14 protein-coding genes and 4 pseudogenes are annotated in these 12,696 nt (G+C 68.7%); 2 read left to right on the top strand and 16 right to left on the bottom strand.

Annotated elements, in window-relative coordinates; genetic code table 11:
* Positions 1 to 2 precede the first annotated feature (2 nt).
* Together Sm713_RS36310 and Sm713_RS36305 are read right to left on the bottom strand one after the other, a co-directional pair.
* Positions 3 to 746 (bottom strand): PTS sugar transporter subunit IIC, encoded by a 744-nt coding sequence (locus Sm713_RS36310; protein ID WP_212914184.1) that lies wholly within the window; start codon positions 744 to 746, stop codon positions 3 to 5.
* Positions 743 to 1,159 (bottom strand): PTS sugar transporter subunit IIA, encoded by a 417-nt coding sequence (locus tag Sm713_RS36305; protein WP_212914183.1) that lies wholly within the window; start codon positions 1,157 to 1,159, stop codon positions 743 to 745. Before Sm713_RS36305 ends, Sm713_RS36310 begins: the two co-directional genes overlap by 4 nt.
* Before the next feature lie 626 nt (positions 1,160 to 1,785).
* Here Sm713_RS36305 and Sm713_RS36300 point away from each other — a divergent pair.
* Positions 1,786 to 3,789, top strand: coding sequence for a glycoside hydrolase family 31 protein (locus tag Sm713_RS36300; protein ID WP_249416915.1), 2,004 nt, complete (start codon positions 1,786 to 1,788; stop codon positions 3,787 to 3,789).
* Between the two features lie 424 nt (positions 3,790 to 4,213).
* Here Sm713_RS36300 and Sm713_RS41070 read toward each other — a convergent pair.
* The 14 genes and pseudogenes from Sm713_RS41070 to Sm713_RS36245 form a co-directional block, all read right to left on the bottom strand.
* Positions 4,214 to 4,591 (bottom strand): annotated as a pseudogene (locus Sm713_RS41070) (LuxR C-terminal-related transcriptional regulator); the annotation flags it as partial.
* Positions 4,592 to 4,608: 17 nt separating this feature from the next.
* On the bottom strand, positions 4,609 to 5,418 hold the full coding sequence (locus Sm713_RS36290; RefSeq protein ID WP_249416914.1) for an RICIN domain-containing protein: 810 nt from the start codon (positions 5,416 to 5,418) through the stop codon (positions 4,609 to 4,611).
* A 15-nt stretch (positions 5,419 to 5,433) separates the two neighbouring features.
* Positions 5,434 to 5,511: pseudogene (locus Sm713_RS41065) on the bottom strand (hypothetical protein); the annotation flags it as partial.
* A gap of 398 nt (positions 5,512 to 5,909) precedes the next feature.
* A complete protein-coding gene (locus Sm713_RS41060) occupies positions 5,910 to 6,053 on the bottom strand; it encodes a S26 family signal peptidase (RefSeq protein ID WP_374196111.1) in 144 nt (47 codons plus the stop codon).
* Between the two features lie 7 nt (positions 6,054 to 6,060).
* Positions 6,061 to 6,600 carry a hypothetical protein gene (locus tag Sm713_RS36285; RefSeq protein ID WP_212914181.1) on the bottom strand — a complete coding sequence of 180 codons (540 nt, stop codon included), beginning with the start codon at positions 6,598 to 6,600 and terminating at the stop codon, positions 6,061 to 6,063.
* Between the two features lie 243 nt (positions 6,601 to 6,843).
* Positions 6,844 to 7,164 (bottom strand): hypothetical protein, encoded by a 321-nt coding sequence (locus tag Sm713_RS36280; protein WP_212914180.1) that lies wholly within the window; start codon positions 7,162 to 7,164, stop codon positions 6,844 to 6,846.
* Positions 7,155 to 7,385, bottom strand: coding sequence for a hypothetical protein (locus Sm713_RS36275; RefSeq protein ID WP_212914179.1), 231 nt, complete (start codon positions 7,383 to 7,385; stop codon positions 7,155 to 7,157). The genes Sm713_RS36280 and Sm713_RS36275 overlap by 10 nt, the downstream gene beginning before the upstream one ends.
* Before the next feature lie 26 nt (positions 7,386 to 7,411).
* Positions 7,412 to 7,609: a hypothetical protein gene (locus Sm713_RS36270; RefSeq protein ID WP_212914178.1), complete on the bottom strand. Its 198-nt coding sequence runs from the start codon at positions 7,607 to 7,609 to the stop codon at positions 7,412 to 7,414.
* A 71-nt stretch (positions 7,610 to 7,680) separates the two neighbouring features.
* Positions 7,681 to 8,883 (bottom strand): FAD-dependent monooxygenase, encoded by a 1,203-nt coding sequence (locus Sm713_RS36265; protein ID WP_212914177.1) that lies wholly within the window; start codon positions 8,881 to 8,883, stop codon positions 7,681 to 7,683.
* A 59-nt stretch (positions 8,884 to 8,942) separates the two neighbouring features.
* On the bottom strand, positions 8,943 to 9,326 hold the full coding sequence (locus Sm713_RS36260; protein ID WP_212914176.1) for a hypothetical protein: 384 nt from the start codon (positions 9,324 to 9,326) through the stop codon (positions 8,943 to 8,945).
* Between the two features lie 713 nt (positions 9,327 to 10,039).
* Positions 10,040 to 10,696 (bottom strand): TetR/AcrR family transcriptional regulator, encoded by a 657-nt coding sequence (locus Sm713_RS36255; protein WP_212914175.1) that lies wholly within the window; start codon positions 10,694 to 10,696, stop codon positions 10,040 to 10,042.
* 160 nt (positions 10,697 to 10,856) lie between these two features.
* Positions 10,857 to 10,937, bottom strand: a pseudogene (locus Sm713_RS41540) (IS481 family transposase); the annotation flags it as partial.
* A 169-nt stretch (positions 10,938 to 11,106) separates the two neighbouring features.
* Positions 11,107 to 11,235: pseudogene (locus Sm713_RS36250) on the bottom strand (cytochrome c oxidase assembly protein); the annotation flags it as partial.
* 81 nt (positions 11,236 to 11,316) lie between these two features.
* Positions 11,317 to 12,114: a LysR family substrate-binding domain-containing protein gene (locus Sm713_RS36245; RefSeq protein ID WP_212914174.1), complete on the bottom strand. Its 798-nt coding sequence runs from the start codon at positions 12,112 to 12,114 to the stop codon at positions 11,317 to 11,319.
* Positions 12,115 to 12,173: 59 nt separating this feature from the next.
* On the opposite strand from Sm713_RS36245, the gene Sm713_RS36240 reads away from it, so the two are divergent.
* On the top strand, positions 12,174 to 12,575 hold the full coding sequence (locus Sm713_RS36240; protein WP_212914173.1) for a DUF5997 family protein: 402 nt from the start codon (positions 12,174 to 12,176) through the stop codon (positions 12,573 to 12,575).
* Positions 12,576 to 12,696: the final 121 nt, after the last annotated feature.

Here is a 12,696-nt window from a genome sequence, read left to right as displayed (position 1 = left end):
GGTTAGGACGTCTGCGTGGTGGACCGGTTACGGAACATGATCACGAGCACCACCGCCGTGGCCAGCAGTCCGACGCCGATGACGGTGAACTTGGTGTAGACGGCGATGAGGAACCCGATGACGAATATCGGGAAGAGCCTCTTGGTGTAGAGCGCCGACAGGAGGATGCCGAAGCCGACCGCGGGCAGGATCGCGGCGGCGGCGTTGAGACCGTTGCCGACGTCGCCGTCCAAGGCGTGGCTGATGGAGTTGACCGCGCCGGATCCGAAGTACAAAGCGAGGAACGTCGGGACGGCGTAGGCGAGGAAGTGGATGGCGTTGGCGGTCCAGACGATCCCCATGATGCGGGATCCGGACGCCGACTCGGCCGCCCTGTCGGCCGGGTGGACCAGGAACGAGCAACTGGTCTTGGCGAACAGCTCGAAGAGCGTACCCACCACTGCGGCGGGGACCGCCGCCAGCAGTGCGGCTTGGACGCCCTGGTGACTCTCCACCGCGAACGCCGTACCCACGGCGGTGGCGATCGCAACGTTGGGCGGCGCGGTGCCGCCGAACGGAGCGGCGCCGATGAAGATGAGTTCCAGGGTGCCGCCGACGATGACACCGCTGTGCAGGTCGCCGAGGATCAGTCCGATGACCGGGCCGAGGATGATGGGGCGTTCTAGCTGCGGATCACCGCCGATGCGCCGTGCTATGTAGGCGAGACCGACGACAACAGCTCCCAAGAGGGCCTGAAGCGCGCTCATGGCAGGACTCCCTGATCGCGAAGGGTCCGGCCGAGGTCCTGGACACCGTCACTGCCGGCCCGTACGGCGATGGCCGCGAGTTCCGCGGCGGGTTGTGCCGCATCGGCGAGTAGGACCTCGACCAGCATCGAGAGATTGACGCCGGCAACGGTCTCCGCCCGTCCGGCCGCGGTCATGGTCGCCGCGATCCGGGCAGGCGTGCCGCCGACCAGGTCAGTGAGGATCAACGGTGGAACAGGCCCGTCGGCCTCCGACCGGAGAGTCGCTTCCACGGCTTCGGTCAGTTCGTCGGGACCCATGCCAGGGGTGAAGCGGACTGGTGTCACACGTCCGGCATCCCCCACGATCATCCGAGCGGTGTCGACGAGTGCGGGGGCGAGATCACCGTGACACACGACCAGTACCAGTGACATGTGCAAATGCATACGGCATACAAAATCAGCCGTCAATCCGTTAATTAGTTTTACTAACATTGCCCTGAGGGGAGGCCACTCCTCCGTCGCCGACGCAGTCGCGGAGGTGCACAGCAGTCAGATGCGTGCTGACCTGAGCGTTCGTTGGTGAGCAGGCGTCTCGGAGCAGTGCTCGCCGATCAGTCGGGCCACGGCCTTTCCGTCACGTGACGGCCGCCGACGAGGGATCCGGTGGTCATGCCGGGCCCCCCGAACCGCGCAAGGGTCCACGCGCCACGCCGCTCCGCGAACGTGTTCGCCCGAGACGGCTGTACGGGCATCCTGATGATCCGCACGCCCAGCGGCGGACACCCTCGTCGGAGCACCGCCTGGGCCCGCGGACCGCCGCACGCCCGCCGCCTGTCGAACTCAGTACGCGCATGGGGGTGTTGATCCCTGCATGAACGCGAGTTATGGTCCCGCAAGACTGGTCACATACGTTCAGGCGCGTGCACGTTTGCGCGAGAGGCTGGTGGTCAATGTCCACCGCACGATGTCGGCCCTCCACGCCCGTGATCGCCGGATTGCTGAGTATTCTCCTGCTTTCCGTCTCCCTGCTCGCAGGAGGTTCGGCGACTGCGGCTCCGGTGGCTACCGCTCCAGACTCAGCCCAGGTCACGCAGGCGACGGACACCATCACGATCACGGAACCGGCCCAACAGGGTTCCCCCGCCTACACGATCACGGTGCACAAGGATCCCTTCCAGATCACCGCCAGCCGCGGAGGTCGGACAGTCCTGGCCACAACGACCCGGTCCAGCTCGGCGTCCTCGTCACCGGTGACGTTTACGGCCGGGGACTCGACGTATGCGGCGACACGTGTCACCGGCTCCCGTTGGACCCAGGGAAAGCTCACCCTCTCGCTGGCGACCACCGACCCGGGCTACCACGTCACCTACAACCTCACCCCTCAGGCAGGCCAGTACCGAGATGCCTGGACGGTCACGGGAGACGGTGCCGGCCCGGTCAGTGCCGTCGGCGAGAACTACGTCCTGTCCTCCGCGGGCCACTGGTACGGGCAGGGACTGACCACGACTCCGCAGGGTGGTCCCATCACAGATCAGCCCTGGCCACTCGACGCGGGCGACGTCGACAACCAGGCAATGGGGCCCTCCTCGCACGACAGGAACAACCCGTTCTGGTACACGTCCAGTGCGGCCGGACTCTGGGTCGACACCAACAACGACATGAACGTGCAGATCAACCACGGTCAAAGCGGGCTGGGCAGCTTCACTGTGACCGGGACGAACACCTACGACAGCACGGTCTTCGTCGAGTCCACGCCGCGGTCCGTGTACGACGACTACGTCGCCATCGCGGGAACACCCCAGACCATCGACGACCCTGACGACTACTTCCGCACCCCGACCTGGAACAGCTGGGCCGAGTTCGGCACGGGCGTCACCCAGGACGGCTTCCTCACCTATGTGCGTCAACTGGCGTCCCACCACATCCCGGGTCACGCCGTCCAGATCGACGACGGATGGAACGGCAACTACGGGGACTACACCTTCGACAGCGACAAGTTCCCCGACCCGAAGGCCATGTCGGCCGAGGTCCACAAACTCGGCTTCGACCTGGGGCTGTGGATGACGATGTGGATCAACAAGGGAACGAAGAACTACGACTACGCCAAGGACCACGGCTTTTTCTTCAAGTCGAAGTCGAACCCGGACGATGTGTGCCTGGTGCCGTGGTGGAACGGGGAGCAGGGAGCGGGAATCGTCGACTTGGCGAACCCGGAGGCCCGGGCCTGGTTCAGCGGCATCATGCACGACCTCATGTCCACCTACGACGTCCAGGGCTTCAAGTTCGACACCCGGTTCTACGACCCCTCGTGTGAGCCCGACCCGGGGTACACGACCCGCGACTACCTCGAACTCGCCCACGAGTTCGCCAACGATTTCGACATGGAGGGACTCGGACTCACCGCTGCCTGGACCGGCACCCAGCGCTACGGCTACGCGATGCGGGACAACGACAAGGGCACCGACTGGCACTCTTACCAGGCAGCTCTTGCCCAGGTCCTCTCCCTCAGCACCGTCGGCTATCCCTTCGTGGAGACCGACATGATCGGGGGCTCGTCCGGCGCACCCGAGGACCCGCCCACCAAGCAGGTCCTGATCCGGTGGGCCCAGGCCGCCGCCCTCATGCCGTTGGAGTACGCCTCCACGTCACCGGCCAACGCACGATACGACCAGGAGACGATCGACCTGTACCGGGCGGCGATGACGCTCCACGAACGCCTGGCCCCCTACATCCTCGAGCAGGCGCATGCGGCCGTGAAGACCGGCGATCCCATCATGAAGCCGATCTTCTTCGACTTCCACGAGGACAAGGCAAGCTACACCCTCAGCAACGAATGGCTACTTGGTGATTCCTTGCTGGCCGCGCCGGTCGACAGCGACACCACTGCGCGGGACGTCGACGTGCCGGCGGGACAGTGGTACGACGTGTTGCACCATCGCACGGTCCATGGCCCCACCACCTTGCGGGCCTACGGGGCAGACCTTGCCCAAGTGCCGATGTTCGTACGCCTCGGCACCTCGGACACGCGGATGCTCATGAAGGCTCTTCACACCGGCGCATAACAGGACAACTGCGATCGACCTGCGGCGTTGAGCAAGATACAGCCACTGGCCCTTCACCGATTGCGCCCGCCTCCGGCATGTGCCCGAGTCGGGCGCGGCGGGTGCGTGTCCTGCGAGACGTGATCGGAGGCTGGGCCCCGGCACGGCCAGCTCCATGCTGGAGAGGGCGTTGTGCGTGCCGAGAAGTCCATCCGCGCTGGTCAAAACCTGTGCAGCGTAGGAAGTCAACGATGCCGGCCACATGAGTGCGGGTGATCGCCGACGTGCGCGAAAGCCTCACGGATCATCCGGGCGAGCTTGCGGGCCGTGGTCCCATCTGGGCTTTTCGGCAGTGTTCGTGGCGGAGCCATCCGCACTTTTCCATCTGCACTTCTACCGATGAACGGCGTGCCGCCACCCTCTTACCGCGGACAGCACGGTGGGAGATGCCGCGCTGCAGCGCCACGGTGACCGCCGCTGTACGGTCCGAGACGCCCAGCTTCCCGAACGTCCGCAGCAGGTGCGTCTTCACCGTCGCCTCGCTGACGAGCAGCTCCCGGCCGATCTCCGCGTTCGTCCGGCCCGCGCCGACCAGGCGCAGCACCTCGATCTCGCGCGGGGTCAGGTCGACGGGTGAACGCATCCGTGACACGAGCCGCGCCGCGATGGCCGGGGCGAGCACCGTCTTCCCGCGCGCCGCCTCGCGGATCGCACCGGCCAGATCGCTCCGCCCGGCATCCTTCAACAGGTATCCGGTGGCGCCGGCCTCCACCGCCCGCAGGATGTCCGCGTCGTTCTCGTAGGTGGTGAGCACCACCAAGCGGGGCCGGGTCGCCGGATTCAGTTCGTGCCGGATTTCTTCGGTGCGGCAACGGTGCCCGGAGGCGGGATCAGTTCGATCTGGAAATCCTGGTCGGCGGCGCCGGAACAGCGGCCCTGAACGATCTCCGTGCCCTCCTCGGTGTCCTGGTCGCGCAGGCTCAGGCACTGACCGGTGACGGCCGGACGGATGAGGAGATGTGCGGTGGTGCGCGGGCCGAAGGACTCGATGCGGAACTGTCGGGCCTGGTTGTCGTCGGCGCACTCGTCGCGGGGTTCCAACAGGTTGCGCGCCGGCCCCTTCGACAGGACGGTGAGGCAGCCGATGCCGTACTTCGGGTGGTGCCACTGGATCTGCACCGTGTTCTTGCCCACCGGTTCGAGGTACACCTGCGGCAGACCGGCCTCCTCGCAGGGCCGTTGGGCGGCGACAGCGGTCTGGTAGCGGCGGGTGCGGTCCCTTCCTTCGTTGACGCAGAGCTCGGGCGTGCGAGCGGGGTGGATACGCGCCCAGCTCCCCACGGCCAGCATGCGCAGCCCGGTCACCGGCATCGCGGGCAGGGCACCCGGTGCCGACTCGTGGAACCGGCTGCCGAGACCAAGTGTGCCCGCGGCGGCGATGCACACGGCACCGAGCAGACCGGCCATGCGACGCCACCGCGGTGCGTGCGCCGGGGCGGAGGCGCCAGCGGCCGATACCGGCGTGCCGCGTACGCCACCGGCATCGTCCCCGGTCGGTGCGGGCACGTGGGTGGCGATACGGTGGCGTGCCGCGAGCCACTTGCCCACTTCTTCCTCGCCGAGGCCGCAGGCGCGGGTGAATGCCTCCACGAACCGTTCCCGGGGCAGGGTGGTGCGGCCGAGCGTACTCGCGATCGTGCTGGCCGGGAGGGGGTCGGTGCGTGCGCCGGCCTGGTCTTCCAGCTCGCGGTAGGTCAGCCCGGACCTGATGCGCAGCGCGCGGAGTGCCTCCGTGACTCGGCTGGGGTCCTGGCGTACGCCGGCTGCGGTGGCTCCTGCGGTAACTTGGCGAAGCCTTCGCTCTGACTCATGGCGTCAGCATGGCCCCGCGGATGGTGATCGGTCACCCGTGCAATTCGGCCTTGTCCGCGCACGTTCACAGCGTGTGCCCCGTTTCGGACACGTTCGACGACAGGGGGCTCCCGCACATGCTCTTGACTGGGGGAGGTCGGTCGGGTGATGCGCCGCCATGAACCGGGGCGCTCGCTCACGATGGGCAAGCAGTTCCGGTCCGCGCTCCGTGTGGCCGTGCGGTTCCCATGGGCGGCGGACGCGGAGAACAACCACCGGACGAGTGGAGCTCACCCGCGGTCCGCACCCTCGGGCCGGGGTAGGGACCGCGTCACCACCCCGAGTACGTCGCCCAGCGGAAAGAAGCCCAACTGGCGTGAGTCCACGCTGGCGGCGGTGTTGTCGCCGAGGAGCACCACGCGGCCCGGCGGCACCCGCCCCTCATGGCCCTCCGCGAGCGGCGGCACCGGCTCCCCCGGCACCGCTGCCACCCTCTTCACGATCAGCGGACTGCGCCAGTCCTCCCGCCAGACCGCGGTCTCGCAGGAAGCCGCCGATGGCGAAGAGGCGCACCTCCTTGGCCGCCTCGGCATCCGCCAGGAGACCGGCGTAGAACCACTCCCGTCGCTCCGTCGCCCCCACCCGCCAGGCCACGCCGGCCCGCCGACGGGAAAGGGCGACCTCCGCACAGAGCGTGGGCACCCCGGCGGCGGCCACCAGCATCGTCAGTACCGGGTTCAGCACCAGCAGGGAACCCAGGAAGCCGGTGACCGTGATCGCGGATCTGGCCAGGCCGAGCACCGCGTTCATCACCTGCGCGGGGACGCGGCCGCCACCCGGCCGGGCCAGTTGCAGCCGGTCGAGGAAGTCCGGGTCCTCGAAGCGGCCCAGCCCGGGGAAGCGCCGCCTTCGTGAAGAGCCGGGCGTCGGCGCGGAGTGCGGTACGCCGGTCCACCTCCGCGGACAGGTAGCGGCACACATGCGGCAGCAGGGCGGCGACGGCGCCGACGAGCGTGAGACCGAGCGCCGGGACGAGCAGCGCGCTCATCCCCGCGTCCGATCCCAGGTTGTCCAGGACCGACTTGGTCAGCCACGCCGCGGCGACCGTGAGCGGACCAGCGGTCAGACTCAGCACGCCGTACAGCACGAACGCGACCGGAGCGGCCCCGGCTGCCAGGGTGGCGGCCAACAGCAGCCCGCCCCGGCGGGCGGGCTCGGACGGACTCATCGCCGGGACGCCTCCCGCGCCAGGTCCACCACATGACCGATAACGACTGTACGGTCCCGGTCCGCGTGGACGCGCAGTGTCGCGGGGAACGCGTCCACGCGCAGGGCGGCGCACACCGGCCCGCCCTTCGGCTCCACGACCACCCGGGCCACCGGGCTCAGCTCCCGGACGAAGCGCTCGCACTCCTCCGGTTCACCGACCACCACGGCCAGCATCCGGTCCGGGCCACCGGGCTCGGCGGTCGCGTACGCGACGAGTTCGGGCAGCTTCGTGCGGCACGGCGCGCAGTTCGGGGAAAGGAAGGCGATCAGTGACACGTCCGGCAGCGAGACGGGCTGACCAGTGCGCCGTCCTCCGCCACGGCGGTGAAGGCGGGCAGTTCCTCTCCGGGGCGCAGCGGTGTCATCCCCTTGCCCGGCGCCCCCGTAGGCCCGGCCGGGCCGTACTCGCGCAGCTTCTTGATCACTCCGATGGTGAGCAGCAGGTCCAGTACGCACAGGATGCCGACGAGCACCACTGCCGAGGTCAGAGCAGCCATTCAGTACCTCTCAGTCACTCAGTCACTCAGTCAGTCACGGAAGGGGCAACGGGCCGGAACAGGCTCATCAGGTCCTCCAGCACGGTGACCAGGCCGCCTGCGACCGCGCCCGCGCACCACACCACCGCGACCAGTCCGGCGTTCGATCCACCCGCCGGGTCGACTGCCACCGCCGCCGCACCCGCCCCGGCGACGGATGCCAGCAGCCCGTTCCGCACGCCCATGAGCCGCGGGGCAGCAGTCGTTTCATAGGTGGTCCCCGTCGTCCCGGACGAGCAGCCCGGGCAGCGGTTCCTCAGGCGTCATCGGGAAGGCGCAGGGCGTTGTACGGGACCGGCGGTCTGTCGGCGGGGAGGGTGGCGAGGGAGCGCAGGGTGGTGTTGCGCTGCTGGATGGCCTCTTCGGTGGAGGGGAAGAGAGCCACCGCGCCGTCATCGTCCACAAGCCCCTGGTTCAACGTCACGAAGGGTCTCATCGCTTTCTCATAGGCTGCGAAGGCCTCGACGTGGTCGGCGTACGTGGCCAGCTCGCGCGCGAGCACGTAGGCGCCGATGAGCGCGAGGCTGGTGCCCTGGCCCGTCAGGAAGGAAGGAGCGTAGGCGGCGTCGCCGACCAGGGCGACACGGCCCCGGGTCCACTCGGTCATCCGGATCTGGCTGACGACATCGAAGAACAGGTCGTCGGCGGCGTGCATCGCCGCGACCATCCGCGGAAGCTCCCAGGCAGTCTCCGGGAAAGCCTCGGCGACCATGTCGCACTGCCTCTCGGGGGAACGGAAGGCGTCGTACGGCAGTTCGGGGTGGGCGAAGGTGAGCAGCCCGTGGACGAGTTCGCCGGAGCCGACCGCGTAGAGGGCCGCGGTGCGGCCGGGAACGCTCCAGAGCATGACCTCGTGCGAGAGCGTGAGCGGGTTGGGCACGGTGAAGCCCGCGAAGCATCGGCCGAGGTAGTGGTGAAACCGCTCCTCCGGCCCGAGGACAAGGCCGCGGGTGTGGGAGTGGATTCCGTCGGCGCCGACGACGAGGTCGAAGGTGCGGCGGGCGCCACCGCGGAAGGTCACCCTCGCACCACCGGAGCCGTCGTCGAGCGTGGCGATGGAGTCGTTGAAGACGAACTCGACGGAGTCACGGACGGCTTCGTACAGCGCTCCGGTCAGATCACCGCGCGGCACTTCGATGTCTTCGTTGGCGCCGACGGCCACGGCTTCCGGACGAAGCGCCGCAATGGTGCCGCCGTCGGCATCGAGGAAGGTGATGCGGCGCGTGTCGACGTGGGCCTTCTGCAACCGGGGCAGGAGCTCCATGCGCCGTATCGCCTCCAACGCGGCTCCACGGATGTCGATGGGGTACCCGCCGCCCCGCACGGAGTCCGACTTCTCCACGACGGTCACACGGAATCCGTAGCGGTGCAGCCGGCAGGCGATCGCCAGGCCGGCGACGCTGGCGCCGGAGACGAGGACGCTGCGGTGGTGGGAGTTGGGATGGTGGGTGTCAGTCATGGTCCGTCCCTGGAACGGTGTGTTGGCATCGGCGTCCGGTCGTGTGGTGCGGCCGCCTGTCAGACGTCTTCGGTGTTCTCCACCGGCGCACTCTGCGACCCCGGTGTGATGAAGTGGCTGTCACCCACCGGACCGAGCAGCGTCACGGCGAGCGCGAGACCGATGGAAACGTAGAGCGAGACGTTGTCGACGGATCCCTTGAGGCCCTGCTCGACCACGGCCGCGATCGCCACCAGAACGGCCTTGTACGCGATCAACCGGCCCAGATGCAGCTCGATGCCCTTCCGCGTGAGCCGCACCTTCAAGATGAACATCACGGCCGCGAAGACGGCGATGGTGCGCAGCGCGCCCTCCAACGGAGGCCTGCCACGGTTGATGTACCAGAAGGCCCCGATCACCAGGCCACCGATCAGGTATCGGATGACTTTGGCGCTCGATGTCATGTGCGGCTCCTGATGAATGTCTCAAGTGAGGTCCGCCCGGCACCGCGGGTGGCAGCGTCCAACATCGGGACAGACGGATCCGGTTGCCCCGCATGCGCGCCCAGCGGCAGACCGAGCAGTTGGCTCGTGTCGCGGCTGCCGCCCTGACCAAGCGCCGAGGATGCGACCGACCCGCTTTCGGATAGCGACATTATTCAAATAGCATCCCTATGTCAACGACGCTGGTCCTTCCCCCGGGCCGCCACGTCTGGGCTCATGTCCAACTCAATGCCCGGCTCCGGTCGGGACGTTGGACCTCACGCAACCGGGCGGCCCGGTGCTCCGGCAGCGGTTCGCGTCCTGAGCCGGCAGTTGTCGCAGTCCTGGCGTGGAGTGGGGGGAATGGGCGGAGGGGGATCGAGTGAAGTCGAGGATCGGTCAGCGGAGTTGGACGCCGCGCCGCTCCGATCGTGTGCCGGTACGCCAGGGGATCCGCGGTTGCGGATGAGGGGTCATGTCCAAGGCCTGCCAGGACACGCAGCGCGCAGGAAGGGAAGGGAAGGACAGGGCGCCGAGCGCAACGGGCCGGCGGTACACCGGTGCCCAGCCCGCGCAGTGCGGCAAGGGCCTGCGGCATCACGGCAACGCCGCACACGGCCGGGAATGGACCCGGGAGGACCGGACCAAAACCTTCGCGAAGGGGCGCCGACACTGAGGGAACCTCGGCCCGGCTGTCAGTCCTGTGGTCTGCACTCGGGGGCGGACGAGGTGGTGAGTCCCAGGAACAGCCAGTGGAGGGCGGTTCCGTACAGGTCGTCGGGGACCAGGTCGGGCTCCACGCGGCGCAACTGCGTAAGGCCCCGGAACAGGGCGAGCACGACGGTGGCGGCCTGGTCGTAGGGGGCGTCGGCGCTCTGGTCGCGGTCCTCGGCCCGCCTGGTCAGTACCTGAGCCAGCGTGTCCCTGTGAGAGTGGAACTGGGCGACGAAGCGCTCCCGGAACTCGGGATGGGCGATGGCGTGGAGCCAGAACTCCACTTGCAGCGGGACCATGTCCTTGTCCGCGTCCGTCAGATCGAGGAGGAACTCGGACAGCCTCCTCCTGGATTCTTCGAGACCGTCCGCCCGGTCGGAGGCGATCGCCGCGGCCTCGGCGAGCTGCTCGCTGTTGCGGCTCGAGAGAAGTTCGAAGAACAGATCCTTCTTGCCGGCGAAGTTCGAGTACAGGGCACCGGTCGAGAAGCCGGCACTCCCCGCGATCTCGTCGACGGACGCCGCGGCGTATCCCTTGCGCGCGAAGACGCGCGCCGCGGCCTCCAGCAGCAGGGACCGGGTGCGCGCCTTGGTCTCCGACCTTGAGAGGCGACGTGGCCGCGACTCGCCATCATCCATACGGCTCACGCTATCGATGCCAGAAATCTAGAGTCAAGAATGAAGCTTTTGTGTATGATTGGTTGGTTGAGGAGTCCCACCCGACCTCTTACGTCGAGATCCGGCACGCGCGCCTGCCCGCCGGCAGGACTGCTTCAACGCACACCGGCAAGCGGCGGGCGCGGAGAGCGTTGAGGAGATGGTGCTGGTTCCAGATGAGGGTGCGGTCGAGTAGTTCATGGCGGCAGGTGCCTACCGTTCGGGTCCTGTTTGCTGGCGCCAGGCGTCTGTGGAACGTGGCCCGGCGGCACTCACACCCCGAGCCGGTCACCAATCCCGACCGCATTGCCCACCTGAAGATACGCAGACGCGACCGCTTCGGTGGGAGCCTCCACGAGTACCGCCACGCGGCCTGACCAGTTCGGACGGCCCTCGCCGGGTGCCAGGCCGAGAGGTGCAACCAGGTCGAGCAGGACGTTCTGCACGCCGGCCGGCCAGAACAGCACGTGGTCGTAGACGGCGAGGGACGACATCGTCGCCACCACCAGCACGCCCAGCCCGCCGCAGGCCCCGTCCGCGTTCCGGCCCGTGACCGGCACGCCGCACAGGGATCAGGCGGCAGGGTCCCGATGGGCCGACCGCTACGACCGGCGGCGGGGCTTGCGGCGCCTGCCGCTCGTGGGAGTGTGGGAACCGGTCCGTGAGCCCTTGGCCGTCGACGTTCCGACGGACTTGCCACCCGGCTTCCCTGCCCGCTTCCCGGCCTGCTTCCGCACCTCGGGCTTGTCCTTCGACCGCCCCTCCTGCCCCTCGCTGGGGGGCCGGGGCGAGCGGCCGCGGGAACTGTTGACGGTCCGGCCGCGGACGATGCCGATGAAGTCGTCCACCAGGTCCGTTGTCTCGTCCTCCCGCCAGGACAGGGCGACCCGGGACTGGGGGGCGTCCATTACCGGCCGGTAGGTGAGGTCCCTGCGGTGGTGCAGGCGGGCGAGCGACTGCGGGACGACGAGGAGCCCCACCCCTGCCGCCACCAGTTCGATGGCGGCCGCCGTGGTCGCGGGACGCTCCAGCGCCGGGCGGCCGGGCAACTGCTCCCAGTCGAGGGTGTCGTCGAGGGGATGCAGTACGACCTCGTCGGCCAGGTCCGCCACGGACACCTCGTCCGCCGCCGCCACGAAATGGTCCTTCGGGATCACGACCACCGTCGTCTCGGAGTACAGGGGGATCACGCTGAGGTCGGTCCGGTCGACGGGCATCCGTACGAAACCCGCGTCCGCGGCCCGGTCCCGCAGCAGGTCGGCCGCCTCGGCGGCGGGTACCGCTGTGAGGGCGAGGGGGACGTCAGGCAGCCGCTCGTTCCAGATCCGCACCCACTTGGCGGGTGTCACGCCCGGGACATAGGCGAGCCGGAACGAGGGGGTTGCTTCCGAGCCTGTCACGCCGCAAGGCTATCGGTGAGGGTCAGGAGGCGGCACACACGCTCGCTACCCTGGACGCCATGACGTCGCAGAAGACCACCCAGACGATGAAGCCCGCGACCGCGGCGAAGAAGCTGGGTGTGTACCTCCAGGCCACCCCCGCAGAGTTCCAGGAGGGAGTCGTCTCCCGCGCCGAACTGAACGCCCTCCAGGCCGATCCGCCCCAGTGGCTTTCGGACCTGCGGCGCGACGGCCCGCATCCCCGCCCGGTCGTCGCGGCGAAGCTGGGCGTGTCCATCGCGGGTCTCGCCCGCGGCGGGGCCGCCGAACCCCTCACCACGGAACAGATCGACGCGCTGAAGCAGGAGAGCCCCGGCTGGCTCCAGCGAGAGCGCGCGATCCAGGCCGAGGCCCGCAAGGAAGCCGTGCGCATCAGGAGGATGCACGCAGAGCGCGCCGACCAGCAGCCCCAGTCCACGTGAGCAGCCCTGAAGGGCGGGGGCAAGCCGACCGCAGGCAGCACCCGGCCGGCTGCCGGGCGGACTCCTCGGTCCAGTAGGACCGGGCGCCCGGCGGCGGCCTGGCTCCGCGCACGCGCGGCAG

The organism is Streptomyces sp. TS71-3, assembly GCF_018327685.1.
GTDB lineage: Bacteria > Actinomycetota > Actinomycetes > Streptomycetales > Streptomycetaceae > Streptomyces.
This window is presented reverse-complemented; position numbering and strand designations above follow the sequence as displayed.